The 25,103-nt window shown below is 70.1% G+C and carries 26 protein-coding genes; 17 read left to right on the forward strand and 9 right to left on the reverse strand.

Features of this window, described 5'->3' with window-relative positions:
* Positions 1-12 precede the first annotated feature (12 nt).
* The 4 genes from ABZX92_RS22975 (at position 13) to ABZX92_RS22990 (ending at position 4,856) form a co-directional block, all read left to right on the forward strand.
* Complete coding sequence (locus ABZX92_RS22975) at positions 13-1,956, forward strand: ABC transporter ATP-binding protein (protein WP_355562794.1); 1,944 nt, start codon at positions 13-15, stop codon at positions 1,954-1,956.
* Positions 1,957-2,128: 172 nt separating this feature from the next.
* Positions 2,129-2,518 carry a YciI family protein gene (locus ABZX92_RS22980; RefSeq protein WP_355562797.1) on the forward strand — a complete coding sequence of 130 codons (390 nt, stop codon included), beginning with the start codon at positions 2,129-2,131 and terminating at the stop codon, positions 2,516-2,518.
* Between the two features lie 5 nt (positions 2,519-2,523).
* Positions 2,524-3,747, forward strand: coding sequence for a DUF6596 domain-containing protein (locus ABZX92_RS22985; protein WP_355562800.1), 1,224 nt, complete (start codon positions 2,524-2,526; stop codon positions 3,745-3,747).
* A gap of 164 nt (positions 3,748-3,911) precedes the next feature.
* Positions 3,912-4,856: an NADP-dependent oxidoreductase gene (locus ABZX92_RS22990; protein WP_355562803.1), complete on the forward strand. Its 945-nt coding sequence runs from the start codon at positions 3,912-3,914 to the stop codon at positions 4,854-4,856.
* A 216-nt stretch (positions 4,857-5,072) separates the two neighbouring features.
* On the opposite strand, the gene ABZX92_RS22995 is transcribed toward ABZX92_RS22990, so the two are convergent.
* Positions 5,073-5,429 (reverse strand): MerR family transcriptional regulator, encoded by a 357-nt coding sequence (locus ABZX92_RS22995; RefSeq protein ID WP_355562806.1) that lies wholly within the window; start codon positions 5,427-5,429, stop codon positions 5,073-5,075.
* Positions 5,430-5,507: 78 nt separating this feature from the next.
* Here ABZX92_RS22995 and ABZX92_RS23000 point away from each other — a divergent pair, with 78 nt between their 5' ends.
* The 4 genes from ABZX92_RS23000 to ABZX92_RS23015 all read left to right on the forward strand — a co-directional run bounded on the left by ABZX92_RS23000 (position 5,508) and on the right by ABZX92_RS23015 (position 9,162).
* Entirely contained in the window at positions 5,508-5,828 is a 321-nt protein-coding gene (locus ABZX92_RS23000) for an SMR family transporter (protein ID WP_355562809.1), read from the forward strand.
* 20 nt (positions 5,829-5,848) lie between these two features.
* Entirely contained in the window at positions 5,849-6,199 is a 351-nt protein-coding gene (locus ABZX92_RS23005) for a multidrug efflux SMR transporter (RefSeq protein ID WP_355562812.1), read from the forward strand.
* Positions 6,200-6,267: 68 nt separating this feature from the next.
* On the forward strand, positions 6,268-7,815 hold the full coding sequence (locus ABZX92_RS23010; RefSeq protein ID WP_355562814.1) for a long-chain fatty acid--CoA ligase: 1,548 nt from the start codon (positions 6,268-6,270) through the stop codon (positions 7,813-7,815).
* 15 nt (positions 7,816-7,830) lie between these two features.
* On the forward strand, positions 7,831-9,162 hold the full coding sequence (locus ABZX92_RS23015) for an MFS transporter (protein ID WP_355562816.1): 1,332 nt from the start codon (positions 7,831-7,833) through the stop codon (positions 9,160-9,162).
* Here the strand turns inward: ABZX92_RS23015 and ABZX92_RS23020 are convergent.
* The 5 genes from ABZX92_RS23020 to ABZX92_RS23040 form a co-directional block, all read right to left on the reverse strand.
* Positions 9,146-9,589 carry a YdeI/OmpD-associated family protein gene (locus tag ABZX92_RS23020; protein ID WP_355562819.1) on the reverse strand — a complete coding sequence of 148 codons (444 nt, stop codon included), beginning with the start codon at positions 9,587-9,589 and terminating at the stop codon, positions 9,146-9,148. The two genes, ABZX92_RS23015 and ABZX92_RS23020, sit on opposite strands and share 17 nt — an antisense overlap.
* Positions 9,586-11,823, reverse strand: a complete 2,238-nt coding sequence (locus ABZX92_RS23025) for a molybdopterin-dependent oxidoreductase (protein ID WP_355562822.1) — start codon at positions 11,821-11,823, stop codon at positions 9,586-9,588. The genes ABZX92_RS23020 and ABZX92_RS23025 overlap by 4 nt, the downstream gene beginning before the upstream one ends.
* A 10-nt stretch (positions 11,824-11,833) precedes the next feature.
* Complete coding sequence (locus tag ABZX92_RS23030; protein WP_355562825.1) at positions 11,834-12,412, reverse strand: TetR/AcrR family transcriptional regulator; 579 nt, start codon at positions 12,410-12,412, stop codon at positions 11,834-11,836.
* A 107-nt stretch (positions 12,413-12,519) separates the two neighbouring features.
* Complete coding sequence (locus ABZX92_RS23035; RefSeq protein WP_355562828.1) at positions 12,520-12,654, reverse strand: hypothetical protein; 135 nt, start codon at positions 12,652-12,654, stop codon at positions 12,520-12,522.
* 19 nt (positions 12,655-12,673) lie between these two features.
* The gene (locus ABZX92_RS23040) at positions 12,674-13,474 is read right to left on the reverse strand and encodes a BTAD domain-containing putative transcriptional regulator (protein WP_355562831.1); all 801 of its coding nucleotides are present in this window, start codon (positions 13,472-13,474) and stop codon (positions 12,674-12,676) included.
* 191 nt (positions 13,475-13,665) lie between these two features.
* Here ABZX92_RS23040 and ABZX92_RS23045 point away from each other — a divergent pair, with 191 nt between their 5' ends.
* The 3 genes from ABZX92_RS23045 to ABZX92_RS23055 all read left to right on the forward strand — a co-directional run bounded on the left by ABZX92_RS23045 (position 13,666) and on the right by ABZX92_RS23055 (position 16,377).
* The gene (locus ABZX92_RS23045; protein ID WP_355562833.1) at positions 13,666-14,577 is read left to right on the forward strand and encodes a UbiA family prenyltransferase; all 912 of its coding nucleotides are present in this window, start codon (positions 13,666-13,668) and stop codon (positions 14,575-14,577) included.
* A 232-nt stretch (positions 14,578-14,809) separates the two neighbouring features.
* A complete protein-coding gene (locus ABZX92_RS23050) occupies positions 14,810-15,736 on the forward strand; it encodes a sensor histidine kinase (RefSeq protein WP_355562835.1) in 927 nt (308 codons plus the stop codon).
* Positions 15,733-16,377, forward strand: coding sequence for a response regulator transcription factor (locus ABZX92_RS23055; protein WP_355562838.1), 645 nt, complete (start codon positions 15,733-15,735; stop codon positions 16,375-16,377). The genes ABZX92_RS23050 and ABZX92_RS23055 overlap by 4 nt, the downstream gene beginning before the upstream one ends.
* Here the strand turns inward: ABZX92_RS23055 and aroF are convergent.
* Together aroF and ABZX92_RS23065 are read right to left on the reverse strand one after the other, a co-directional pair.
* The gene (gene aroF / locus ABZX92_RS23060) at positions 16,355-17,389 is read right to left on the reverse strand and encodes a 3-deoxy-7-phosphoheptulonate synthase (RefSeq protein ID WP_355562841.1); all 1,035 of its coding nucleotides are present in this window, start codon (positions 17,387-17,389) and stop codon (positions 16,355-16,357) included. The two genes, ABZX92_RS23055 and aroF, sit on opposite strands and share 23 nt — an antisense overlap.
* A complete protein-coding gene (locus ABZX92_RS23065; protein WP_355562843.1) occupies positions 17,386-18,561 on the reverse strand; it encodes a condensation domain-containing protein in 1,176 nt (391 codons plus the stop codon). Before ABZX92_RS23065 ends, aroF begins: the two co-directional genes overlap by 4 nt.
* Positions 18,562-18,627: 66 nt before the next feature.
* On the opposite strand from ABZX92_RS23065, the gene ABZX92_RS23070 reads away from it, so the two are divergent.
* Together ABZX92_RS23070 and ABZX92_RS23075 are read left to right on the forward strand one after the other, a co-directional pair.
* Complete coding sequence (locus tag ABZX92_RS23070; protein WP_355562845.1) at positions 18,628-19,380, forward strand: alpha/beta fold hydrolase; 753 nt, start codon at positions 18,628-18,630, stop codon at positions 19,378-19,380.
* On the forward strand, positions 19,377-20,477 hold the full coding sequence (locus ABZX92_RS23075; RefSeq protein ID WP_355562847.1) for a winged helix DNA-binding domain-containing protein: 1,101 nt from the start codon (positions 19,377-19,379) through the stop codon (positions 20,475-20,477). The genes ABZX92_RS23070 and ABZX92_RS23075 overlap by 4 nt, the downstream gene beginning before the upstream one ends.
* Here the strand turns inward: ABZX92_RS23075 and ABZX92_RS23080 are convergent.
* The gene (locus ABZX92_RS23080) at positions 20,474-21,040 is read right to left on the reverse strand and encodes a DJ-1/PfpI family protein (protein WP_355562850.1); all 567 of its coding nucleotides are present in this window, start codon (positions 21,038-21,040) and stop codon (positions 20,474-20,476) included. The two genes, ABZX92_RS23075 and ABZX92_RS23080, sit on opposite strands and share 4 nt — an antisense overlap.
* 55 nt (positions 21,041-21,095) lie before the next feature.
* On the opposite strand from ABZX92_RS23080, the gene ABZX92_RS23085 reads away from it, so the two are divergent.
* Genes ABZX92_RS23085 through ABZX92_RS23100 form a run of 4 tightly spaced genes read left to right on the forward strand, consistent with a single transcriptional unit; the run spans position 21,096 to position 25,074 of the window.
* Positions 21,096-21,767: a flavodoxin family protein gene (locus tag ABZX92_RS23085; RefSeq protein ID WP_355562853.1), complete on the forward strand. Its 672-nt coding sequence runs from the start codon at positions 21,096-21,098 to the stop codon at positions 21,765-21,767.
* A gap of 4 nt (positions 21,768-21,771) precedes the next feature.
* Positions 21,772-23,100, forward strand: coding sequence for an AMP-binding protein (locus tag ABZX92_RS23090; RefSeq protein WP_355562854.1), 1,329 nt, complete (start codon positions 21,772-21,774; stop codon positions 23,098-23,100).
* A 13-nt stretch (positions 23,101-23,113) separates the two neighbouring features.
* On the forward strand, positions 23,114-24,490 hold the full coding sequence (locus ABZX92_RS23095; protein WP_355562856.1) for an anthranilate synthase component I family protein: 1,377 nt from the start codon (positions 23,114-23,116) through the stop codon (positions 24,488-24,490).
* Positions 24,487-25,074 (forward strand): aminodeoxychorismate/anthranilate synthase component II, encoded by a 588-nt coding sequence (locus tag ABZX92_RS23100; protein ID WP_355562859.1) that lies wholly within the window; start codon positions 24,487-24,489, stop codon positions 25,072-25,074. Before ABZX92_RS23095 ends, ABZX92_RS23100 begins: the two co-directional genes overlap by 4 nt.
* The last annotated feature ends 29 nt before the right edge of the window (positions 25,075-25,103 follow it).

Consider the following 25,103-nt stretch of genomic DNA (forward strand, 5'->3'; position numbering starts at 1 on the left):
GGCGGGGGCGGCATGGAGTTCATGCTGGGCCGGCGTGGTCGGCGGCGGCGCGCCACGACGGTGCCGGAGAGCGGGCTCACCGGGCCGGTGGACATTCCCGAACCGAAGCCGGACGACGAACCGAAGGACCTGCGCTCGCGGCTGAAGCGCGCGAGGACGTCCGTGGCGGGCACGGTCCGCGGCCTGCCGAAGGTCGCGAAGCTGACGTGGCAGGCCAGCCCGGTGCTGACCGTCCTGCTGGGACTGATCACGCTGTTGTCCGGCCTGCTGCCGACGGTGACCGCGTACATCGCGAAGCTGCTGCTCGACTCCGTCGTCGCGGCCATCCAGCACACCGGCACCACGGGTGACATCGCGAGAGTCGCGTTGCTCCAGTTCGGCGTGCTGGCCGCGACCGCGCTCAGCAGCGCGCTGACGTCGATCGCGCAGTCGCTGCTGCAGGAACGCATGACGCTGACGATCCGCCACCGGGTGATGGGCCACGCCAGCGACCTGCACCTCGCCTACTTCGAGGGCTCGGCGTCGTACGACATGCTGCGCCAGGCCGCGCAGGAAGCGCCGACCCGGCCGTTGTCGATGATGAACTCCGCGCTGGGGCTGCTGCGGACGCTGATCACGTTCGGCAGCATGGTCGCGCTGCTCGTCTCGATCAGCCCGCTGCTCGCCCTGGTCGCGCTGCTGGCGCCGATCCCGGCGTTCATCTCGCAGTCGAAGTACGGCTCGCGCGCGTTCTGGCTGACCTTCATGATGTCGCCGATCAAGCGGCGGATGGACTACCTGTCCTCGCTGGTCACCACGGACACCTATGCCAAGGAGACGAAGCTGTTCGGGCTCGGCCCGTACTTCGTCGAGCGGTTTTTGCGGCTCGGCACCGTTTCCTATGAGCGGCAACGGAAGCTGACCGTCAACCGCAACATCAGCTCGACGTCCTGGGGGCTGCTGAGCACGCTCGCGGGTTCGGCGATCACGTTGTACATCGCACTGGAAGCGGTCGGCGGACGGCTCACACTGGGAGACCTGGCGCTGTACACGGCCGCGGCGGCGTCGGTGCAGACGTCGGTGTCCGGGCTGTTCACGGCGTTCTCGGGGATGTACGAGAACAACCTCTACCTCGACACGTTGTACAAGTTCCTGGACACCAAGCCGGAGATCACGGCACCGGCGTCGCCCCGGCCGATGCCGTCCACGGTGGAGGGTCACATCGAGTTCGACTCGGTGACCTTCAGCTACCCCGGCGCCGAGGAGCCCGCGCTCGACGACGTCAGCTTCGAGATCCGCCCCGGCGAGACGGTGGCGGTGGTGGGCCGCAACGGCGCGGGCAAGTCGACGTTGTTCAAGCTGCTCTGCCGGCTCTACGACCCGACCGGCGGCCGCATCCTGCTCGACGGCGTGGACATCCGCGAGTACGACCCCGTCGACCTGCGCACGCGGATCAGCGCGATGTTCCAGGACTACGTGACGTACCAGGGCACCGCCGCGGAGAACATCGGCCTCGGCGACCTGACCCGGCTCGAGGACCGGCCGCACATCGAGGACTCGGCCCGCCGCGCCGGCGCGGACGAGCGGATCGAGCGGCTGCCCCAGGGCTACGACAGCCCGCTCGGCCGCTGGTTCGACCAGGGCGTCAGCCTCTCGGGCGGTGAGTGGCAGAAGATCGCGCTGGCCAGGGCGTTCCAGCGGGAGGCACCGCTGCTGGTGCTCGACGAGCCGACGTCCGCGCTGGACGCGCAGGCCGAGCACGACCTGTTCTCGCGTCTGCGGGAGCTGTCGGAGGGCCGCACGACGCTGTACATCTCGCACCGGTTCTCGACGGTGCGGCAGGCGGAGCGGATCTTGTTGCTGGAGCACGGGAAGGTCGCGGAGTACGGGACGCACGAGGAGCTGATGGCGGCCGAGGCCGGGTATGCGGAGTTGTTCACGCTGCAGGCGAAGGCGTACCTGGACGAGGTCCATTAGGGTCCGCGCCCGGAGCCTCGGCAGCGGCTCGCTGTCGGGTACCGGCCCAACGGCCGACCGTCACGCACAAGGAAATCGGCCGGGATGTAGACGTGGCGTGCCCGGCTCCGACGTCTCGGGTGAGGATGGGTCAGCGGGGCCCGATCCGCTACGGCGTTCGAAGGAGCCGACGGTGAAGTACGTGATCATGATCCACTCCAACCCCCAGCCGTGGGGGCATCCGACCTCCAACTACCTGCCCGACTACCAGGACGTGCCGCCGGAGCAGCGGGAGCGGATGAACTCCGAGTTCGAGAAGATGCTCGGCGAGCTGCACGAGAAGGGGGAACTGCTCGGCGGCGAGGCGCTGGGGGCGCCCGAGTCGTCGCGGCTCTACCGGTGGAGCGACGGGAAGCCGCTGCTCACCGATGGGCCCTACTCGGAGGCCAAGGAGCACCTGGCCGGGTTCTTCCTGATCGACGTGGAGGACCACGCGCGTGCCGAGGAGATCGCCGCGCGCTTCTCCGGTCCGGGTGAGACGGTCGAGCTGCGGCCCACCATGTGGGCCGGCGGGCCTGCCTAGTGAGCGTGGTGGAGGACGTGTGGCGGCGTGAGTCGCCGCACGTCCTCGCCGCTCTGCTGCGCAGGTACGGCGATCTCGGCGACTGCGAGGACGCGGCGCAGGAGGCCGCCGAGGCCGCGGCACGGCAGTGGGATCGCGATGGCGTGCCGGACAACCCGCGTGGCTGGCTCATCCGGGTGGCTTCCCGGCGGCTGATCGACAGGTTGCGTGCCGACGGGGCGCGGGCGGGGCGGGAGAAGGCGGTGGCGCAGGCCCGCGACGGCGGGCTCGTGCCACCCGCGGACGACCCGCACCACGACGACGCCGATGACACGCTGCGGTTGCTGCTCCTGTGCTGTCACCCCGGCCTGAGCCGCTCCTCGCAGGTCGCGCTGACCCTGCACGCCGTCGCCGGTCTGGGCACGGCGCAGATCGCCGCCGCGTACCTGGTGCCCGAGCGGACGATGACGCAGCGCCTGACCAGGGCGCGGGCTGCCTTGCGGGCGGCGGGCGCGGTGTTCGAGCTGCCCACCGAAGCCGAGCTGCCCGCACGCGTCGCCGCGGTGCTCGACGTCTGCCACCTCCTGTTCACCGAGGGGCACACGCGCGCCGGTGGTGACGCGCTGGTGGACTCGACGCTCGCCGACGAGGCCATCCGCCTCACCCGGCAGCTGCACCTGGCGATCCCCGACCACGACGAGGTCGCGGGTGCCCTGGCCCTCATGCTGCTCACGCACGCCCGTACGCCCGCGCGCACCGATCGCGGGCAGCTGGTGCCGCTGGCCGAACAGGACCGTTCCCGGTGGGATCGCCAGTACATCGCCGAAGGGGTGCGCATCCTGGAACGGGTGCTGCCTCGCGGGCACGTGGGCAGGTTCCAGCTCCAGGCCGCGGTCGCCGCCGTGCACGCGGAGGCCACCACCTGGGAAGGCACCGACTGGCGGCAGATCTGCCTGCTCTACGGCATGCTCGCGCGGGTGGCGCCCAGCCCGGTCGTCACGCTCAACCAGGCTGTGGCGGTCGGGATGGCGATCGGCGCCGAGGAGGGTCTGGCCCTGATCCGGCCGTTGCTCGACGACCCGGCGATGCGGCGGCACCACCGCACCTACGCCGTGCGCGCGCATCTGCTGGAGATGACCGGCGACGTCGCGGGCGCGATCGACGGCTACCGGCAGGCTGCCCGGCTGACGACGAGCATGCCCGAGCAGCGTTACCTCAACGCGCGGATCCGCGACCTGGAACCGCGCTGATGCCGGTCTCGGTCCGGGACGTGCCCGCGGCCGAGCCTGGTCCGCGTCGCGCCCTCCCCACCCGAGTGGTTCCCGTTCGCGGGTCGCGAGTGGACCCGGGTTCCGGCCCTGAACGGGGTTAGCTTCGGAACCATGCTCAGCGCCTGTCAGAACAGGACCTCGTCATGAAAGCCATCACCGTCAAGGACCAGGCAGCCGGTCTCGACGGCCTGACCCTCACCGACCGCCCGTACCCGCACGCCGCGGAGAACGACGTCATCGTGCGGGTGTGCGCGGCCGGCTTCACGCCCGGCGAACTGGACTGGCCGGGAACGTGGACCGACCGGGCCGGCCGTGACCGGACGCCCAGCGTGCCCGGTCACGAGTTGTCCGGTGTCGTGGCGGAACTCGGCTACGGCACCACCGGGCTCACCGTCGGGCAGCGGGTGTTCGGGCTCGCGGACTGGACCCGGGACGGTTCACTCGCCGAGTTCACCGCGGTCGAGGCCCGCAACCTCGCGCCCCTCCCGGCCGACGTCGAGCACACCGTCGGCGCCGCTCTGCCGATCTCCGGCCTGACCGCGTGGCAGGCTCTGTTCGACCACGGACGGCTCAGGTCCGGGCAGACCGTGCTGATCCACGGCGCGTCGGGCGGCGTGGGGTCGATCGCGGTGCAGCTCGCGCGACGAGCGGGAGCGAGGGGCATCGGCACGGGCCGGGCCGGCAGCCGCGAGGTCGCACTCGGCCTGGGCGCCCACGCGTTCGTCGACCTGGAAAACGAGCGCCTGGAAGACATCGGCGAAGTCGACCTGGCCTTCGACGTGCTCGGCGGCGAGATTCTCGAACGCTCCGCCGGGCTGGTCCGCGCGGGCGGCACCCTGGTCACCATCACCGAGCCCACCGAGGCCAGGCCGCGCGACGGCCGGACGATCTTCTTCGTCGTGGAGGCGGATCGAGCCCGGCTGACCGAGCTGGCGCAGCTCGTCCGAGAGGGAAGCCTGCGGGTTCTGGTCGGATCGCGGTACCCGCTGGACGAAGCGGCGACGGCTTTCGGTGCGGGCCGCGGCGGTGGCGGAAAGTCGATCATCGTGTTCGACCAGGCCAGCCGGTGGCGCCCTTCGGATGGCTGAGAACGTGAACCAGCTGCCGTCGCGGCACAACAGCGGCGCGGTTCGCCGTGGTCAGACCACGTTGTCATCAGCAGGTTTCACTGCAACTCGGCCCAGGCGGAAGCCGGTCCGCGGGCAGCGGCGACGCCGAGAGATCCCGCGCAGCCGACAGATGGTGACGGAACGTCGCAGACCAGCCCGCACAAGATGGAAAGCCTCACCACTTGCCGGTCCGGTCTACACCTCTGCTGACTGACCGATGTCGCGGCGGAGCGCCTGCAGCACCTCGAGCTCACGGTCGATGTCACGCCGCTTGCCCTCGAGCCTGCGCACCTCCTGCGCCAGGAGCACTTCCATGGCGCCGGTCCGTTCCTCCGCGGTCGCCTCCAGGCAGGGCAGCAACTCGCCGATGGTGGCGCTGGACAGTCCCGCGGCCAGCAGGTGCTGGATCATCACGACACGCTCGACCGCGGACCGGTCGAAATCCCGCCAGCCGCCCGCGGTCCGCGCGGAGCGAATGAGCCCTTGGCTCTCGTAGTAGCGCAGGGAGCGGGTGCTGACGCCACTTGCCTCCGACAACTCGCCGATGCGCATTCGCCCAGTCTTGCACTTGACACCGGTGTCAAGTTCGACGCTGACGGGGAGCAATTCCGCACTCGGAAAGGAACTCCCGTGTACTGGCTCCACCTCGCCGTCGCCGTCGCCTTCGAGACGGCCGTGGCGATCTGCGCCGGCAAGGCCCGAGGTTTCGCCCACCGCGGCTGGACCATCGCGACGCTCGTGACCGGCGGGCTCGCCACCTACTTCCTCAGCCGAGCTCTGCTCACCTTCGACGTCGGGGTCGGCTATGCCCTGTGGACGTCGCTCGCGGGCGTCTGCATCACGTTGCTCGGCGCTCTGGTGTTCGGCCAGCGCCTCACCTGGCGAAAGGCCGCCGGCATCGCACTCGTCATCAGCGGAGTCGTCGGCCTGCAGCTGACGGGCGTCGCGTGAACCCGGCAACGGAACGTGACGTGACTTCTCCCGACTCGCGCGCCGCCTGGCTCACCCTGCTCCTGGCCGGAGCCTTCGAGGTCGGGTACGCGCTCTCCGTCGGAGGCAGCCAGGGCTTCACCGTCCTGTCCTGGTCACTCGTGGCCGTCGTCTTCTTCCTGCTCACCCTCTGGGCGCTCAGCCTGGCCCTGCGCGTCATCGAGGTCGGCATCGGGTACGCCGTGTGGGCGGGGATCGGTGCCGTCGGCGCCGCGCTGCTCGGACCGATCTTCTTCGACGAGGCCCTCACTCCCGCCAGAGCCGGGTGGTTGGCGGTGATCATCGCCGGCGTCGTCTGGCTCAAGCTCGCCGACCGTCCCCGACCCAGCTGATACTTTCGCTACGGATCGTTGCGAAAGCCTCTTCCGGAGTTCCGCTACACCTTGTAGCTTTACCGGCCATGTACCTGACGCAGGGCCTGCACCGGGCCGCGCAGCAGACGCCGGACGCGGAGATGACCGCGTGCTCCGGGCGGCGGCGGACGTGCGCGGAGGTGCGGGACCGGGTGGCGCGGCTGGCCGGTGGCTTGCGCTCGCTGGGGGTGAGCGCGGGCGACCGGGTGGCGATGCTGGCGTTGAACTCCGACCGCTACCACGAGTACCTGCTCGCGGTGCCGTGGGCGGACGCCGTGCTGAACCCGGTCAACACGCGGTGGAGCCCGGCCGAGATCGTCTACTCGCTGCGCGACTCCGCGACGACCGTTCTGCTGGTGGACGACGCGTTCGCGCCGATGCTGCCCGTGTTGCGCGCGGAACATCCCGATCTTCGGATCGTCGTGCACACCGGGAACGGGCCCGCACCGGAAGACGTGATCGGGTACGAGGAGTTGATCGCCGGTTCGGCGCCGGCGCCGGACGTGCGGCGCGGCGGGGACGCGTTGGCGGGGTTGTTCTACACCGGTGGCACCACGGGCTTTCCCAAGGGCGTCATGCTCTCCCACGCGAACCTGATGACGTCGGCGCTCGGCCTGGTCGCCAGCGGACGGGCGTTCCGGGCCGGGGCGCGGCTGCTGCACACCGCGCCGATGTTCCACCTCGCCGACCTCGCCACGTGGGGTGCGGTGCTCGCGCTGGGCGGCGGTCACGTGTTCCTGCCGGGATTCGACCCCGCGACCGTGCTCGCGACGCTCGAGCGGGAGCGGGTCACGGACTGCCTGCTCGTGCCGGTGATGATCCAGCAGCTGGCCGATCACCCTTCCGTCGGCGCGCACGACCTGTCCAGCCTGCGAAACGTCCTTTATGGAGCGTCGCCGATTCCGCAGGCCGTGCTCGAACGGGCGATGCGGGCGTTTCCGAACGCGGATTTCGTGCAGGCGTACGGAATGACCGAGCTCGCGCCGGTCGCGACCGTGCTGGGCCCGGCCGACCACCGCGACCCCGCGCTGTCGCGGTCGGCGGGACGGGCCGCGGCGCACGCCGAACTCCGGATCACCGACGCGTTCGGCCACGAGGTGCCGCCGGGCACCGTGGGTGAGATCCAGGTCCGTGGCGGGCACGTGATGCTCGGGTACTGGGACAAGCCTGCGGAGACGGCCGAGGCGTTGCGCGATGGCTGGATGCGCACCGGCGACGCGGGTCACCTCGACGAGAACGGCTACCTGTTCATCGTCGACCGGCTCAAGGACATGATCGTGTCCGGCGGCGAGAACGTGTACTCGTCCGAGGTGGAGAACGCGATCGCGCGCCATCCCGCGGTGGCCTGCTGCGCGGTGATCGGAGTGCCGGACGACGAGTGGGGCGAGCGGGTGCACGCCGTGGTCGTTCTGCGGGACGGCGCGGCGCTCGGCCACGACGAGCTGCGGGCGCATGTCAAGACGATGATCGCGGGCTACAAAGCACCGCGCAGCACCGAGTTCGTCGAGTCGTTGCCGGTGTCGGGCACCGGCAAGGTCCTCAAGCGCGATCTGCGCGCCGCGCACTGGGAAGGGCAGACCCGCCAGGTTCACTGAGCAGAAGGAGCAGCCATGCCCAGCACCACCCGTCCGGCCATGATCGTCCTGGCCGCCCTGGCCGTCACGATCGGCGCGCTGGAGAGCATCCCGTTCCCCGCTTTGCCGCTGCTGCAACGAGAACTCGGCCTCGACCCCGCCCAGGCCGGCCTGCTGTCCACCACGCTGATCATCACGTCCGCGATCACCATGCCGGTCGTCGCGAAGATCGCCGACGACCGCGGTGGCCGGCGGATCCTGCTCGTGCTCACCTGGTGCATCGTCGCCGGGGCCGTGCTGTCGGCGTTCGCCACGACGCTCCCGGTGATCCTGCTGGGCCAGTTCCTGCAGGGACTCGGCGGCGGCATCCTGCCCGTCTCGTTCGTCGTGGCGCGTCAGCTGTTCACGGACTCGACGCCGGTGGCGGTCGGCTGGCTCACCGGCCTGTTCACCGTCGGCACCGGCCTGGGCGTGCTCACGTCCGGGCCGCTCGCGGACGCGTGGTCGCGCCAGTGGATGTTCCTGCTGCCCGCGCTGGTCGTCGCCGCCGTCGCCCTCGTCGCTCCTCTCGTGCTGCCCGGCGGCACTCGCATCCGGACCGCACGACTGGACTGGCTTGGTGGTGTGCTGCTGGCGTTGACGCTCGCGACGCTGATGCTGGCGCTCTACGCCGGTGCGCCGGTGTTGCTCGCACTGGCCCTCGTGTTCGGCGCCGGGTGGGTGCTGGTCGAGCGACGGGCCGCGCATCCGCTGGTCGACCTGAACGTCTTGCGGACACGCGGGGTGTGGACCGCGAGCGTCCTGGCCGGTGCGCTGGGCGCCAGCTACTCGGCGACGTACTTCCTGGTGCCCCAGCTGCTTTCGACGCCGCGCTTCGGTGCCACTCCCAGCGACATCAGCCTGTACCTGTTCCCCACCGTGGTCGTGGCGATCGTGGTCGGGCCGGTGTCCGGGCTGCTCGTGCGCCGGGCCGGTGCCCGCGTGGCCCTGGTGGCCGGTCTGGTCCTCACCGCCGCGGGAACCCTGTTCCTGGCGCTGTGGCACGACCTGCCGTGGCAGATCGTGCTGGGCATGCTGGTGACGCTGGGCCTCGGCGTGGGCACCGCGTCGACCGCGACCTACACCAGCGTGATCGCTTCGGTGCGGGAGGAGAACACCGGCGTCGCCGCGGCGACCTGCGGCATCGCTCGTGCGATCGGTGCGGCGCTGGGCGTCCTGGCCGCGGCGGCGCTGCTCACTTCCTCGCCGTCGGACGACACGTTCCGGCTCGGTTTCCTGCTCGCCGCGGTCGTGGTCCTGCTGCCGCTCGCGCTCGTGGGCGGCGCTCCGGGCTGGGTGCGGCCCAAGCCGGTCACGACAGTTCCGTGATGATCTTCTCGATGCGTCGGGCGCGGGTCTCGGGTTGTTTCGCCGCCGCCACCGCCTCGGCCCGCTGCCGCTGGTTGCTGTAGGAGAGCGCGGTGAAGGCGGAACGGGCGGCGGGGTGCTGGTCGAGTGCCGCCGCGAGGTCCCCTGGCAGCTCGACGTTGCGTTCCGCGAGGTCCAGCTCCAGCGTCACCTCGACGGTGTCGCCGGCGCTCACGCCCGCGGCCTCGCGGTTGGCGGCGCTCAGCGGCAGCATGAAGTCACCGTCGTACACCGCCACCGTGCTGCGACAGGTGTGGGCGCCGATGGTCACCAGCACCCTGGGCTTCTTGCCCTGCCCCAGCGCTGCCACCACGTCCGCGGGGACGGGCAGGCCGGTCGGCGTCTTGCCGTTGAGCTGGATGTGGGTGGTGAAGTTGTGGCGCGTCACGCCTCGGACTTCAGGCGCTCCAGCCGGGCAGGCACGTGCTTGTGCCACGGCGTGCCCGCCCACTCGTCGCGGTCCTCGGCGGCGGTGAGCTCGTTCGGGGCGACGCCGGTGCGCTCCTGGACGGTCAGGCCGAAGCCGTTGGGCAGCGAGATGTGGCCGGACCGCATGGACTCCGTGACGTCCACGAACACCTCGGCGCTGCCCCGCCGGGTGGTGAGCCTGACCTGGTCGCCGGTCGTGACGCCGAGCTGGGACGCGTCGGTGGCGCTGATGCGCAGGCGGCCGTCCGGGTCGCGCCGCCGCCAGCTCGGGTCGCGCATGATCGTGTTGGCCGTGAACGCCCGCCGCTCCCCCGCGGACAGCACGAACGGCCAGTCCGGATCCTGTTGTGGCGCAACCCGGTCACGCAACGCGGCCACCGCGGCGAGCAGGTCCGGCACGTCCAGGTTGATCCGGTCGTTGGGCAGGCGCCCCCACGACGCGTCGTAGTCGTCGTGGGTGATCTCCACGCCGTGGGTGCCGTGGATGATCGCCTCGAAAAGCCGTTCGCCCGCTTCGAGTCCGGTGCCGTAGCCGGCCTTCTCCACACCGGCCGGATTCTTGCGGGCGCACTCGTGGGCGGCCATCCACAGCACGGCGGCCGCGGAGGCGTCGTGCGGCAGGGTCGGGCCCAGCGTGCGGTACAGCAGGACCGAAGCGAGCCGCCGTTTCACCGGATCCGCCAGCGCTGCGAGGAAAGCCTGCGCGAACTCGGCCCGTCCGGCCGCCGCGGCTGCCCGCAGCGGCGCGTAGTCGTCTTCGGACAGCGCCCCCGACGCTTCGACCAGCCGGGCGTGGATCTCCGGTTCGGGCAGCACTCCCTCGGGCACGGGCACGACCGGGTGCCGCAGGTGGAAGATGTTGCGCGGGAAGTCGAAGTTGAAGAACGTGGCCTCGAACTTCTCGAACTGGGTCGGCGCGGGCAGCACGTAGTCGGCCAGGCGCGCGGTCTCCGTCATCGCGACGTCGATGACGACCACGAGTTCCAGCGCCCCCAACGCCTCCCTCATCCGCGCTGAGTCGGCCAGGGAGTGCGCGGGGTTCGCGCTCTCGACCAGCATCGCCCGGTAGCGCGCGGGGTGGTCGGTGAGGATCTCCTCGGCGATCACGTTGCAGGGCACCAGACCGCTGATGATCCGCGCGCCCGCGACCGGGCTGCGCGGCCCTTCCTCGCCGGAGTGGCCGCGGTCCCGGCCGATCGGCACCAGGCTGGAGGGCACGTACTGCGCGCCCGGTTTGCCGAAGTTGCCGGTGAGCAGCCAGACCAGCTTCTCGACGTAGCTCACGAGCGTGGAGTCGCGGTTCATCTGCACGCCGAGGTCTTCGAACACGGCAACGGAGTCGGCGGCGGCGATGCGGGCCGCGACCGTCCGCACGAGCGTTTCGTCGACGTCGGAAACGGCGCAGTAGTCGGCAACCGGCACCTGCTGCAGCACATCCACCACGGCGTCGAGGCCAGACGTGTGCTCGGCGAGCCAGTCCGCGGCGACCAGGTTCTCCTGGACGAGCACGGCGGCGAGCGCGGTCAGCAGGTAGAGATCGGTACCCGGCCGGACCTGGAGGTGGAAGTCCGCCAGCTCCGCCGTCTCGGTGCGCACCGGGTCGATCACGATCATCGACCGGGCCGGGTCCTTGCCGATGTCCTTGAGCACCGAGCGGGCACGCGGGAAGCCGTGCGACTGATAGGGGTTCTTGCCGACGAACAGCGCGACCTCGCAGTGCTCGAAGTCGGCGCGGGTGATGTTGCCGAGCATGCGGGCGTTCACCCAGAACTCGCCGGTCTTCTCCTGGGCGAGCGCGGACGAGCGGTAGCGGGCGCCGAACGCGGCCAGCGTGGCCGGTGAGTACGCGCCGCCGAGGTGGTTACCTTGGCCACCGCCGCCGTAGTAGAAGATCGTCTCCCCGCCGAAGGTGTCCCGGACCTCGCCCAGGCGCGCCGCGATCTCGCTGATCGCGGTGTCCCAGTCGATCTCCTCGAACGTGCCGTCGGCCCGCCGGCGCAAGGGATGCGTGATCCGGCCGGTCTTGCCGTTCTGGTGCAGGTCGAGGCGCAGCGCCTTGTTGCACGTGTAGCCGGCCGAGGCTGGATGGAGCTTGTCGCCGCGGATCTTCTCGAACGTGCGGCCGTCGTCACCGACCAGGATCTCGATCCCGCAGTTGCACTCGCAGAGGATGCAGGCGCTGGGTTGCCACATCGGCAGGCTCCTAGTCAGCTCGTTCGAGAAGGGGCGCGATCTCGATCAGCACGTCGTCGAGCGGGCCCAGGTCGCGGTTCGCGCGGCAGAGGATGACCGCGCCCTCGATCACGGACACGATCAGGGTCGCCAGCCGCTGGGCACGCGGTGCCGGGAAACCACTGGTGGACAGGACATCCGCGAGACTCGTGTGCCACTGGGCGAAGATCTCCCGCACCACCTCACCGGCGTCGGGAACGAGGTCGCGGCTGTCCATCGCCATCGCCGCGACCGGGCAGCCCGCCCGGAAGCCGGTCTTGGTCAGAGCGCGCTTCCAGAAGCGGACGAGACCTTCGACCGTCCGCTGGACGTCACCCTCGGCCGCGGAGTCGCTGACCATGGCGGCGATGTAGTCCCCTGCCTGGCGGACCGCGCCCAGCACGATCTCGTTCCGGCCGCCGGGAAAGTGGTGGTAGACGGACCCCCGGGGCGCCCCGCTGTGCGCCAGCACGGCGTCGACCGTCACGCCGGCCGCGCCACGTTCGCGCAGCAGGAGCACGGCGCTGTCCAGCATCCGTTGCCTGGTGCCCCGCCGGTCAGGTCCGCTCATCACCAACTCCCTCGACTCGGGAGTATGACAGAGACCATAATCCGTGTCACGGCCGAACACGACGAGTGGACCCGCGCACGAATGCCCGAGTCCACTGTGGATGATCGCTAGTCCAGCGCCCGCAGGATGTTCGGCTCCTCTTCCGCCTCCGGGCCGAGCAGGTGTCCGGCCAGGGCCCAGCCTTCCAGGTCGGTCATCTGGTGCGGGATCAGCAGCTCGACGTCCGGTACTTCGGGTTCCATCGCAGTCGTTCCTCCTCGGTCAGGCCACCAGCGCCCGTTCCCGCAGCTCACCGCGGATGGCGCGGGCGAAGATCCGGTAGGTCGTCTCGGTCGGCTCGACGTCCAGGTCCTGCTGGAGGCGGCGCAGGCAGATGTCGTACCAGGTCTGCACCTGGCCGAGCTCGCCTTTGCGGCCGTGCACGACCATCAGCGTCTGGTAGAGCTCCTCCTGGTACGGGTCGACCGCCAGCAGGCGCTGGCACATCCGCACCGCGGCCAGGCGGTCCCCCCTGCGCAACGCGTCGGCGCGCAGGTAGTGCAGCGCCTGCAGGACCAGCGCCTTGCTGCACGCCCGCTGCTCGTCGATCCAGTCACCGGACTCGGTCGCGAGGAAGTCGCCGGGACACAGGTCGACCGCGCGGGAGTAGTGCCGCAGGGCGGTGGCGTGGTCGCCCGCCAGCTCGGCCGCGCGAGCCGTGTCGATCGCGGACGAGAACTCGTCCAGGTCCAGCCACACGTCGTCGGCCTTGAGCAGGTAGCCGTGGTCGCGGTTGACGATTTCCACGGCCGGCTCCGCGGCGTCGGCCGTGGACAGAACCTGACGCACACCGTGCATGGCGACCTTCAGGGAACTGCCCGTCGGCGACCATTCCTGGGCCGGCCAGAGCACCTCGTACAGCTTGTCCTTCGTCACCACGCGGCCGCGGTTCACCAGCAGGTACTGGAAGAGGCTGCGGGCCTTGCCGGCCCGCCAGCGCTCGACCGGACGGCCGCACACGTGCACCGAGAAATCGCCGAAGAATCGCGCAGTGACAGCGGCCTCTGTGGTTTCTCGCAGCATTGGCGTAGCCTTTCCTGCCGACCGGGTTTGGTATTTCCGACCTTATGACTCCCGGTACCCGCCCTCAAGTGGGGTGCACCGGGAACGACGACAATGTGCGGAAGGTCGTAGCACCACTACCACCTTGGTCGTAGTGGTAATTGCCGAATTCGTGCCGCGCCGGGCAGCCCCCAGGTCGATAGGCTCGGGACATGTACCTGACTCAGCGGTCCGATGACCGCCGGCTGACCATGCCCACAAACCTGCGCCTGTGTTGGAAGGAAGCCCGTCCGATGGTGCAGGGAATCTTCGCACTGCGATTCTGCTGCGCGGCACTGCTCGCCAATCATCACACAAATGGAGCAGTTTGGGCCAAGGTGGCCGGGGTGCTGGGCTGCTGGGTGGCCGCCACTTGGGCCATCTATCTGCTCAACGGCATCGCGGACGTCGTCGAGGACCGGGAGAACGGGTCGATCCGGCCGATCGCACGGGGAGCGCTCCCAGTGGACCAGGCCAAATCCGTGGTGGTCGCACTGGCCGCCGGCGCGGTCGGTGTCGCCGCGCTGATCTCGCCGATCGTGTGCCTGCTGGTGGTGCTGCACCTGGCGGCCGGCATCGGGTACTCGACCGGACCGCGCCCGCTCAAAGGAAACGTACCGGGATTTCTCGGCGCCGTCGTCGCATTGGGCGGGCTGACTTATCTGTGCGGCTGGTATGCCAGCGGCGCGACCGAGATCGGCGCGCCGCTGCTGCTGTTCGGCGGCGCGATGTCGCTCTGGATGGCATTCGGCGGCGCCACCAAGGATCTTTCCGATGCCGCCGGGGATCGCTTGGCGGGACGGCGCACTCTGCCGGTCGTGCTCGGCGATCGCGCGGCCCGTCTCGCGATGGCGATTGGCGCGAGCGCGGTCGGCTGGGGATTTCTCCTAACCGCGCTCGTTTGGGCACCATCGGTCGTGCCGGTCGCCATCGTCGTGTGCGCGGGTTCCATCGCGCTGGCGATCGTCGTGACCGGCAACATGAGCCGGGGAGAGCGGTTCTGCCGCCGCCGTCCGTACGGAACCTTCATGATTACCCAGTATGCCGCCCATCTAACACTCCTCGTCTCACTGGCCTTCCGGTAACGGAATGCGGTGTTAGTGTCACAGCGGGGCGGACACAACTGAATGTCACGCACGGTAAGAGAGTGGACACGGACCGCTTTTTCGGGGAGGGACAGCGGTGACCGACGGACGATTAGCGGGGTTCCGCGACGAAGTGCGCCGAGAAGTCGTGGACGCATTCGGCGCGAGACTGCGTGCTGATCGAAGTCCACTCATAGCGTTTTCCGATGTTCGCGAGCAGCTCGACCGGCAGGTGGCCACCGTCCTCGCGGACGTCGAGGCCGCGGTCACCAGCTGCCCCGCGGAGTCACCGCTGCCGCTGACGGCCGAGATCGGCGTCAACCGCGCGCTGCACGCCATCCACCCGGTCGAGTCGGTCAAGGCCGCGACGGCGTTGTTCGAGGTCGCGCTGCCGACGGTGGTGAACGAGCTGCGCCGCACCGGCTACGGCGACACCGAGCTGATCAAGGCGAGCACCGCGCTGCACCGGTCGATCATGTCCCGCATCGCCCAGGGTTCCGTCTCCTACGCGAGCTACCTGCTGAAGAAGGTCACCAGCTCGCACGAGGACGAACGCCACCGCATCGCCCGCGAGCTGCACGACCGGGTCGCGCACGCCGTCGGCAACGCGCTGCAGCACCTGGAGCTGCACGACGCCTACCTGGCGAACGACCCGGCGCGGGCGCAGGCGAAGCTCAAGCTGAGCCAGGACGTGCTGCACGACGCGTTCGACGTGATCCGCCACCTCGCGACCGAGCTGCGCACGTCCGCCGTGCTGGCGGGAGGTCTCCAGGTCGCGCTGTCCGACTACCTCGACGCCCACGCGCCGTTCGGCGTGCTGCACCACGTGACGGTCGAGGGCGACGTGCTGAGGCTGCCCTCCGAGGTCGTCGAGGAGCTGTACCTGGTGCTGCGTGAGGCAGCCCGCAACGCGTTGCTGCACGCCGCACCGCAACGCGTGGGCATCGAGATCTCGGTGGGCGGCAACCAGGTGCGGGCGAGCGTGGGCGACGACGGCTGCGGGTTCGACCTCGCTCAGCTGGACGGCTCGACCGGCGGGATCGGCCTGGAGTCGATGCGGGAACGCGTCGAGCTGCTCGGCGGCACGTTCATCGCGGCGAGCAGCATCGGCGAGGGCACCACGGTCACCGTGACGTTGCCCTGGCTGGACGCCGCATGACCGTGCGCATCGTCCTCGCAGACGACCACACGTTGTTCCGCGAAGGCCTGCGCGAGCTGCTCTCCACCGACCCCGACTTCGACGTCGTGGGTGAGGGTTCCAGCGGCGACGAGGCGATCGCGCTGGCCGAGCGGCACCGCCCGGACGTGGTGCTGCTCGACGTGGAGATGCCCGGTCCCGGCGCGAAGGCGGTGATCCTCGCCCTGCGCGCCACGATGCCTGACCTCAACGTGATCGTCCTGACCATGCACGACAGCCCCGGGGTCGTCCGCGACCTGCTGCAGAGCGGTGCGGCGGCCTACCTGGTCAAGAACATCGCGCGGGATCAGCTCGTCGCCGCCGTGCGTTCCGTGAGCCGCAACCGGGAGAACGTCGTCCTGTCGATCCCGCGCGAGACCATGGACGCGCTGGAACCACCGGCGGAGCGGCCGAGTCCGTTGTCCGCACGGGAGCTCGACGTGCTGCGGCTGGTGGCCAAGGCGATGAGCAACGCTCAGATCGCGGCCGCGCTGTTCATCAGCGAGGGCACCGTCAAGCGCCACCTGACCAACATCTACGGCAAGCTCGACGCCGTCTCCCGGGTCGACGCGATCAAGAAGGCCGCCGCCGCGGACCTGATCACCGGGCTGGAACAGGCGTAGTGGCGCGCATCGTCCGTCCCGCCGCGGCACAGGCGTGGCCGAGTTTCTCCATCAACGCCGGCAGCTCCCCCACCGGCAGGGCCTGCGCGCCGTCGCACAACGCGGAAGCCGGATCGTGGTGGCTCTCCACGATGATCCCGTCGGCACCGGCGGCCGCGGCGGCCAAAGCCAGTGGCACCACCCGATGCGTGGCACCGGCGGCATGGCTCGGGTCCACGATCACCGGCAGGTGCGTGCGCTCCTTCAGCACCGGCACGGCGGCGACGTCGAGCGTGAACCGGTAGCTCGTCTCGAACGTGCGGATCCCGCGTTCGCACAACACCACCTGCTCGTTCCCGCCGTCCAGCAGGTACTCGCAGGCGAGCAGCAGCTCGTCGAGCGTCGCGGCCAGCCCGCGCTTGAGCAGCACCGGCACGCGCGTGCGGCCCGCTTCCCGCAGCAGCGTGTAGTTCTGCATGTTGCGGGCACCGATCTGGATCATGTCGACCGAGGACGCCATGACCTCGATGTCGCGCACGTCCACGCACTCGCTGACCACCGGCAGGCCGGTCACCTCACGTGCCTCGGCGAGCAGCCGCAGTCCGGGCACACCCAGGCCGTGGAACGCGTAGGGCGACGTGCGCGGCTTGAAAGCGCCGGCCCGCAAGGCATCCGCGCCGGCTTCGCGCACCGCGTCGGCGATGGTGAGGAGCTGGCTGCGGTTCTCCACCGAGCACGGTCCGGCGATGACCGTGAAGTCCGGGCCGCCGATCGACGCGTCGCCCAGTGCGACCGGCGTGCAGTCGGGACGGCCGCGCAGCCGGGCGGAGCGGGGGTAGGCGGCGGGCAGCTTGGCGACGTCGAGCACGCACGGTTCGTCCGCCAGCAGCGCGCGGATCGCGTTGTGGTCACCGGACAGCGACAGCAGCTCCGGGGTGTGCACGCGCAGGCCGTTGCCCGCGAACTGCACCAGGTCGATGATCCGGCGCCGGTCCGCGGGCGTGCACGCCTCGCTCAGCATGATGACGATCATGTGGTCAGACCCTTCAGTAGACGGGCGTAGTCGCGCAGCACGCCGTGGGGCGCGCCCTTCGGGTGGTGTGCCTCGATCACGTAGCCGTTGGCGTCCGGCTTCACGTTCACCACCAACGAGAACTTCGACGTGCGGTACTCGGGCTCGACCACCGCCGCGCCGCCCGTGTCGAACACGAACATCACGTCGACCAGCGGTGCCGCGGCCAGGTACTCGGCCGGGAACAGCCGTTCCACGACGTGTTCGAACGGAACGGTGGCGTGCGCGAAGGCCTCCACGGCGGTCGTTCTGGCGCGGCGCACCAGGTCCAGGTCCTCGCCGCGGGTGTTCATGCGCAGCACGACGCGGTTGACGAAGTAGCCGATCGTGCGCTCCTCGTCCGGTGCGCGGCCGGACACCGAGGTGCCGATCGCGACGTCGTGGCTGCCGGAGCGTTCTCCGTGCAGCTTCGCGAAGAGCGCGAACATCGTCATGAACGGGGTGGCCTTCGCCGCCCTGCCCAGCTGGCGCACCTTCCCGGCCACCTCGGCGTCGACATCGACTCGCTCCACTGTGGACTCACGGGACCTGCCGTTGCGCGGTTCCAGCCCGGTCAGCCTGCGCCGCCAGTACGCCATCTCCTGTTCCGCGCGGCGGGACGCGAGCCAGCTGCGTTGCCTGGCGGCGTGCCGGTGGTACGGCAGTCCCGGCTCCGGCAGGTCCTCGCCGCGGTACGCGCGGGTCAGCTCGTCCACGAGCACGCGCATCGACCAGCCGTCGCTCGCGATGTTGTGGACGTTCACCAGCAGCACGTCGTCCGGGAGCAGGCTCATCCGAAGTGGCGGCTCCGAGCCGAGGTGGAACGGTCGCAGGTTGTCCTCCCGCAGCGCCGTCTGCACGTCCGTGTCGACGACTTGCAGTTCGGGACGGGGAGCGTTGACCTGCCACAGGTTTCCGTCGTCCCAGTCGTAGGCGGAGGTGAGGATCTCGTGCCGGTCCAGCACGACGTCGAGCGCGCGCCGCAGCCGGGGCTCGTCCACCGGGCCCGGCAGCCGCAGCGCCCACGGCCAGCTGTACGCCGGGTCGGCGGGATCGGCCTGGTTGAGCCGCCAGAAGCGCTGCTGACCCGGCGTGGTCGCCTTTCTGGCGGCCAGCAGGGCGAGCAGCTCGCGGCGTTCGTCGGACAGAGTCACGCGCAAGACGATGGCGGGCCGCGGTTCGCCGCCGGTTACGTAACCGTCGTCGGATACACCCGCACGATGAACCTGTTGACACCACAGGAGAACCCGGACGCGCCGGTGCGCCTGGTGTGCTTTCCCAACGCAGGCTCCGGCGCCGCGAGCTACCGGGCGTTCGCGCCCCTGCTCGCCCCGGTCGCCGAGCTGACCGTCGTGCGACTGCCGGGACGGGAGGCCCGGATTGCCGAGGAACCCCATCGCAAGCTGTCCGAGCTCGTGCCACAGCTGGCCGGCGAGCTCGCGGAATGCCTCGACGTCGGCACGCGCGGGCTCGCGTTCTTCGGGCACAGCATGGGCGCGCTGATCGCGTTCGAGCTCGCCCGGCACCTGCGCCGCTCCGGTCTCCGGGTGCCCGACCAGATCGTCGCGTCCGGCCGGCCCGCGCCGCACGTGCCGTACCCGCCGGGCTACGAGTTCGTGCACAGCCTGCCGGAACAGCGGCTCGTCCAGCGGTTGCGCGGGTACAGCGGCACGCCGGACGAACTGCTGGCCGATCCGGATCTGCTGGCCATGTTCCTGCCGACGCTGCGGGCCGACTTCGAGGTCGTCGAGACCTACGAGTACTACCCGGAACCTCCGCTGCCGTGCGCCATCTCGGCCTACGGCGGGATGGCCGACGAGGAGGTGCCGGCGGCGACCCTGGCGAGCTGGGCCGAGCACACCGCGGGGGCGTTCCGGCTGCGGCTGTTCGACGGCGGCCACTTCTACCTCGACGAGTCACGTCCCCGTGTCGCGCGTGCGGTGCTCGACGATCTGCGAAGCTGGAGTGCGTGAAAACGATCACCTGGAAGCAGGTGGCCGCGTGGCGTGCCCGGCGGCACGGCCTGCACACGTTGCGCCCGGCCACGGAAGCTCTCGACGTCGCGAGCTCGTTGTGCGGAGTGCACGCGCAGCTGATGTCCTCGGCCGGGCTGACGTTGCACGCGCGGCTGGACGGGTTCTCGGCGGCCGAGGTCGATCGGTTGCTGTGGCAGGACCGGGCGCTGGTCAAGACCTGGAGCATGCGCGGCACCCTGCACCTGCTGCCCGCCGCCGAGTACTCGTTGTGGCAGGCCGGTCTGAACACGTACGAGCACTACCGCAAACCGGTGTGGCTGCGGAACTTCCACATCACCGTCGAGGAACAGGACCGGCTGCTCGACGCCGTGCACGCGGCACTGGACGGTCAGGTCCTCACCCGCGAACGGCTCGCCGACGAGGCCGCGCGGCTCAGCGGAGATCCCGGCATCGGCGACCGGCTCAGGGAGAGCTGGGGCGCGCACCTCAAACCCGCGTCGTTCCAGGGGAAACTGGTGTTCGGCCCCAACGAGGGCCAGAAGGTGAGCTTCGCTCGTCCGGACCAGTGGCTTCCCGCACAGGAGGCACCGGCGGAACCGTTGCGGGAGATCGCTCTCCGGTTCCTGAACGTGCACGGTCCCGCGACGCGCGAGGACTTCGCGCGGTGGTGGGGAGTCACACCCGTCGAGGGCGCGAAGATCCTGGCCGGGATCGAGGCGGAGCAGGCCTCGCTCGACGGCCAGACGTGGTGGGTCGCGGACCTTTCCGGCCTGCTCGACGCCGAACCGGTGCGTGGTGTGCGGCTGCTGCCCGCGTTCGACCAGTACGTCGTGGCCGCGACCCGGCATGCTCAGCACTTCCTGCGCGGTGGTTCGACCGGGCTGATCTACCGGCCGCAGGGGTGGTTGTCCGCGGTGGTGGTCGTGGACGGGATGTTCGCCGGGATCTGGCGGCATCAGCGCAAGGGCAAGCGGCTCGTGGTGGAGGTCGAGCCGTTCAAGGCCTTGTCCGTCAAGGCGCGCAAAGGCGTCGAGGCCGAGGGCGACCGGCTCGCGGATCACCTCGGTGGCATGCCCGAGCTCGTCTGGGGCTAGTACTGGATGTAGCGCTTGACCTCCGCGGCCCGGTCGGGGCTCGCCAGGCGTGACACCAGGTGCAGCGCCATGTCGATGCCCGCGGAGACCCCCGCCGCCGTGATCACGTCACCGTCGTCGACGAACCGGTCGTCCTCGCGGACCTCGATGGTCGGGTCGATGAACTCCAGGAACTCGACGGTCTCCCAGTGCGACGTGGCCGGACGGCCCGCCAGCAGACCGGCCGCCGCGTACACGAGGGAACCCGTGCACACGCTGGTCATGAGCGCGGTCCTGGCCCGCTGGGAGCGCACCCAGTCGAGGTGCTCCTCGTCCTTCACGAGCAGTTCGGTGCCCTCGCCGCCGGGATGGATCAGCACGTCCCACTCGGGCGCGTCGGCGAACGAGTGCTGTGGTGTCAGGACCATGTCCTTCGCGCACGTCACGGCCTTGCCGTCGCGCGAGACCGTGGCCACCCGGTAGCCATCGTCGGGATGGCGGCGGGTCCACGAGGCGAGCACCTCCCACGGGCCCACCACGTCGAGCTCCTCCACGCCGTCGAACAGCAGAATGCCGATGTTCATGCCGCCAGGGTGCGGTCTGCCGGTTACGTAACCGGTCGTTCCTAGCCTCGACTGCATGAGCAGCCCGAAGATCGTCGCCATCCACGGTTCCGAGCGCAACCACGGCAACACCGCCGACGTGCTGGAGTACGTCGGCAAGGTGCTCGCGGCGCGCGGGGTCGAGCTGGAGATCGTCCGGCTCGCCGACCTCCGCATGTCGCCGTGCGGGCCGTGCGGGGACTGCAACTCGCGCACTGTCCCTTGTGAACTCAAGGACGACATCCCGGCCGTCGTGGAACAGATGGCGCGCGCCGACGGGATTCTCTACACCGCCCCGGTGCACGGGTTCGGCACGGGCGCGCTGATGCAGGCGTTCATCGAGCGCTCCGGTGTCGGCTTCATGCGGTTCGACCGGCCGCTCACCAACAAGGTCGGCGGCGTCATCGTCGTCGGCAGGCGCTACAGCCACACCGAGGTCTACCACCACCTCACGGCGAACGTGCTGCTCAACCGCATGATCATGATCGGCAGCGGCTTCCCGGCGATCGTCTACGGCAACCAGCCGGGCGACGTGCTGCACGACGACGAGGGCCTGCAGATGGTCGAGCGCATGGTGAACCGGATGGCCGACCTGATCCACGTGCTGCGCGAGCACCGGGAGCTCACCGGGCGCGACGGTCTCGACACCGAGCTGGCCAACGAGCGCGACGACAAGTGGTTCGCCGCGCGCCATTCCCCGATCGGATGAGCTGATGGACTACCACGAGCTGTGCCGCCGGTACTACGCGGGCGAACTGTCCGAAGTGGACATCGAGGCGTGGCGGCTGGAGCGGCTGGACGTCGTGCTGCGGCACGTGCGGGAGAAGTCCGGCTTCTACCGCCGGCACCTGCCGCACGACGTGCCGTTCACCGAGCTGCCCTTCACCACCAAGGCGGATCTGCGCCGGGAGATGCACGCCGTGCTGAGCGGCGGCGTCGACGAGGCCGCGATCTACTACGAGACCACCGGCACCACCGGCGCGCCGACCCCGTGCCCGCGCAGCGCCAAGGACATCGAGTGGAGCAACCTGCACGTCGAACAGTCGTGGCGGCACATGTTCGCGCGGCACTTCGGCGAGCGCATGCCGGTCGTCGGGCTGATGGGGCCGTCCGAGCTGTACGCGTTCGGGGACACCTTCGGTGATGTCACGCAGAACATGGGCGCCTGCCACGCCAAGATCTGGCCGGAGTCGAGCCGGGTCGGGTTCGCGAAGGCGTTGCGGCTGCTGAAGGAGCTGAACGCCGAGGTGATCGCGTGCGCGCCGACGTTGTGTCTCAACCTCGCGAAAGCCGCGCTGTACCACGGCTATCAGCTCAGCGACTTCAACGTGAAGATGTTCCTGGTGCTCGGTGAGATCTGCACACCCGAGTTCGCCGCGAACGTCAAGTCCATCTGGGGCGCCGACGTGTTGCCCGGCCTGTACGGCTCGCAGGAGGCGTTGGCGATCGCGACCGGATGCGTCGAGAACCGGCTGCACCTGTCGGACCCCAACTACCTGGTCGAGGTGCTCGACCCGGACACGCTCGAACCGGGCCACGACATCGGCGAGCTGTGCCTGACGATGCTGATCGACGGCATCAAGCCGTTGATCCGCTACCGCACGGGTGATCTCGTGCGCGTCGGCGGAACCTGCGGGTGCGGTCTGCCCGGCACGCCGATCGAGGTGATCGGCCGGGTGGACGACCGCATCGCGCTGGGCGGCGGCCAGGTCCAGCCGGCCGAGATCGAGGCCGCGATCCTGCACGGCGTCACCGGCTGCCTCGGCTACCAGGTCGAGATCGACCCCGGCGACCGCGTCACGGTGCGGCTCGACCTGCTCGACGGCGACGAAACCTCGATCCGGCAGGGCATCGTCGAACGGCTGCGGGACAGGTTCGGCGTCGGCGCGGACATCGCGGTCGACGCCGAGCTGGACCCGATCACCAACACCGGCGCGTTCGTGAGCTGGAAGGCCGCGCGCATCAAGGACAACCGCACCGGGCCCGACCGAATCGTCGAGGCCGCCCGCACGGCGGCGGCCCGGCACTCGTACACCACCTGACCTGGAGGCCGCGATGGTGACGACCGAGCGCCGGGCGCTCCCGGCAGCCGACCCGCTGACCACCTACCTCGCCCTCGCCGAACGGTTCGGCACCGACGAGGTCTACCTGCTCGAGTCCCCGTCCGGCCCGGAAACCGACTGCCGCCACGCGGTGGTCGGTTTCGGCGTGCTGCTCACGCTCTCGGTGTACGGCGGCGAAGTGCGGCTCAGCGGTGTCCCCGCCGTCGTCGAGGCCGTGCGGTCCAAGCTCTCGCTGCCCTTCGACGACCTGTGGGAGATGCTGCGCGAGGCGCAGAGCGCGTTCCCGCCTACGCCGGGCTTCGGCTTCCTGTCGTTCTTCGGCTACGACACCGCGCACCACGTCGAGGAGTTGCCCAGAACCATCCCGCGCGACCACGACGAACCGGACGTGTGCGTCGTGCTGCATCAGGGCCGGTTCCGGTTCGACCTCGCGACCGGTGAGGCGGAGCTGCTCGTGCACCACAGCGACCTCTGGCCCGATCTCGACCCGGACGCCGTGCTCGACGCGCTGCGAACCGCTCCCGAGATCCCCGCTCCCCGGCTCCCACCCGCGGACTGCGTCGACGAGACCGACGAGCAGACGTTCCGCGACAACGTGCGCCGGGCGCTCGACCACATCGCGATCGGCGACATCTACCAGGTGCAGATCGGCCACGAACTGCGCATCACCAGCACCCTCGCGCCGATCGACGTCTACCGGAGGCTGCGCGAACGCAACCCGTCGCCGTACATGTACCTGGCGCACTTCGCCGGGCACACGGTGATCGGTGCGAGCCCCGAACTGTTCGTCAGATACACCGGCGGCACCGCCACCATGCGCCCCATCGCGGGCACGATCCCGCTGGACGCCGGACCCGAGGCGGCGGCCCGGCTGCGGGCCGACCCCAAGGAGATCGCCGAGCACGTAATGCTGGTCGACCTGTGCCGCAACGACATCGGCCGGGTGTGCGATCGTGACACGCTCGACGTGCCGGACATGCTCGTCGTCGACCGCTACTCGCACGTGGCACACCTGGTGTCCACCGTGGTCGGGCATGTGTCCGATGTGGACGCTTACGAGGTGGTGCGCGCGTTGTTCCCGGCCGGAACGATGACCGGCGCGCCGAAGATCCGCGCGATGGAGATCATCGAGTCGATCGAGACGAGCCGCCGCGGTCTCTACGCGGGCGCGCTCGGCCTGGTCGACTTCGACGGCACGCTGAACCTCGCGCTGTGCATCCGCAGCCTCACCCACTCCGGGTCCACCTACCGCACCAGGGCTTCCGCGGGAGTGGTGGCGGATTCCGATCCCGGCCAGGAGTGGCGGGAGACGCTGGTCAAGATGAGCGCCGCCTACTGGGCGGTCACCGGAGAGGAGCTCGCCTCGTGAGGACGCTCGTCGTCGACGCCTACGACAGCTTCGTGCACATCATCCGGCAGTACCTCGACACCGTGGACGCGGGACCGGTCGTGGTCCGCTCGAACGAGCTGACGCACGCCGCCGTGACACGCATGCGACCCGACCTCATCGTGCTCGGCCCCGGCCCCGGTCACCCGGCGGCCTCTGGGCACGTCGAACTGGTGCACCGGTTCGCCGACTCGACGCCGATGCTGGGCGTGTGCCTCGGCCACCAGGCCATCGGGCTCGCGCACGGTGCCGACGTCCGGCCGGCGACCCACCTGGTGCACGGCAAGACCAGTCCGGTGCGGCACGACGGCCGCGGGGTGTTCCGCGGCCTGCCCAGCCCGTTCGAAGCCACGCGGTACCACTCGCTCATCGTCGTCGAGGACACCGTGCCGGACGTGCTGGAGGTGACGGCGTGGTCCGAGGACGACGGCTACGTGATGGGCCTGCGGCACCGCACTCTGCCGATCGAGTCCGTGCAGTTCCACCCGGAGAGCGTCACCACCGGCCACGGGTTGCGGCTCCTCGCCAACTTCGTCAGAACCTGGGCGGCGGCGAAAACCGCATGACAGAAGGGGGGGCTCCCGCGGGCGCCGCC

The organism is Lentzea sp. NPDC006480 (assembly GCF_040611995.1).
Taxonomy (GTDB): Bacteria; Actinomycetota; Actinomycetes; order Mycobacteriales; family Pseudonocardiaceae; genus Lentzea.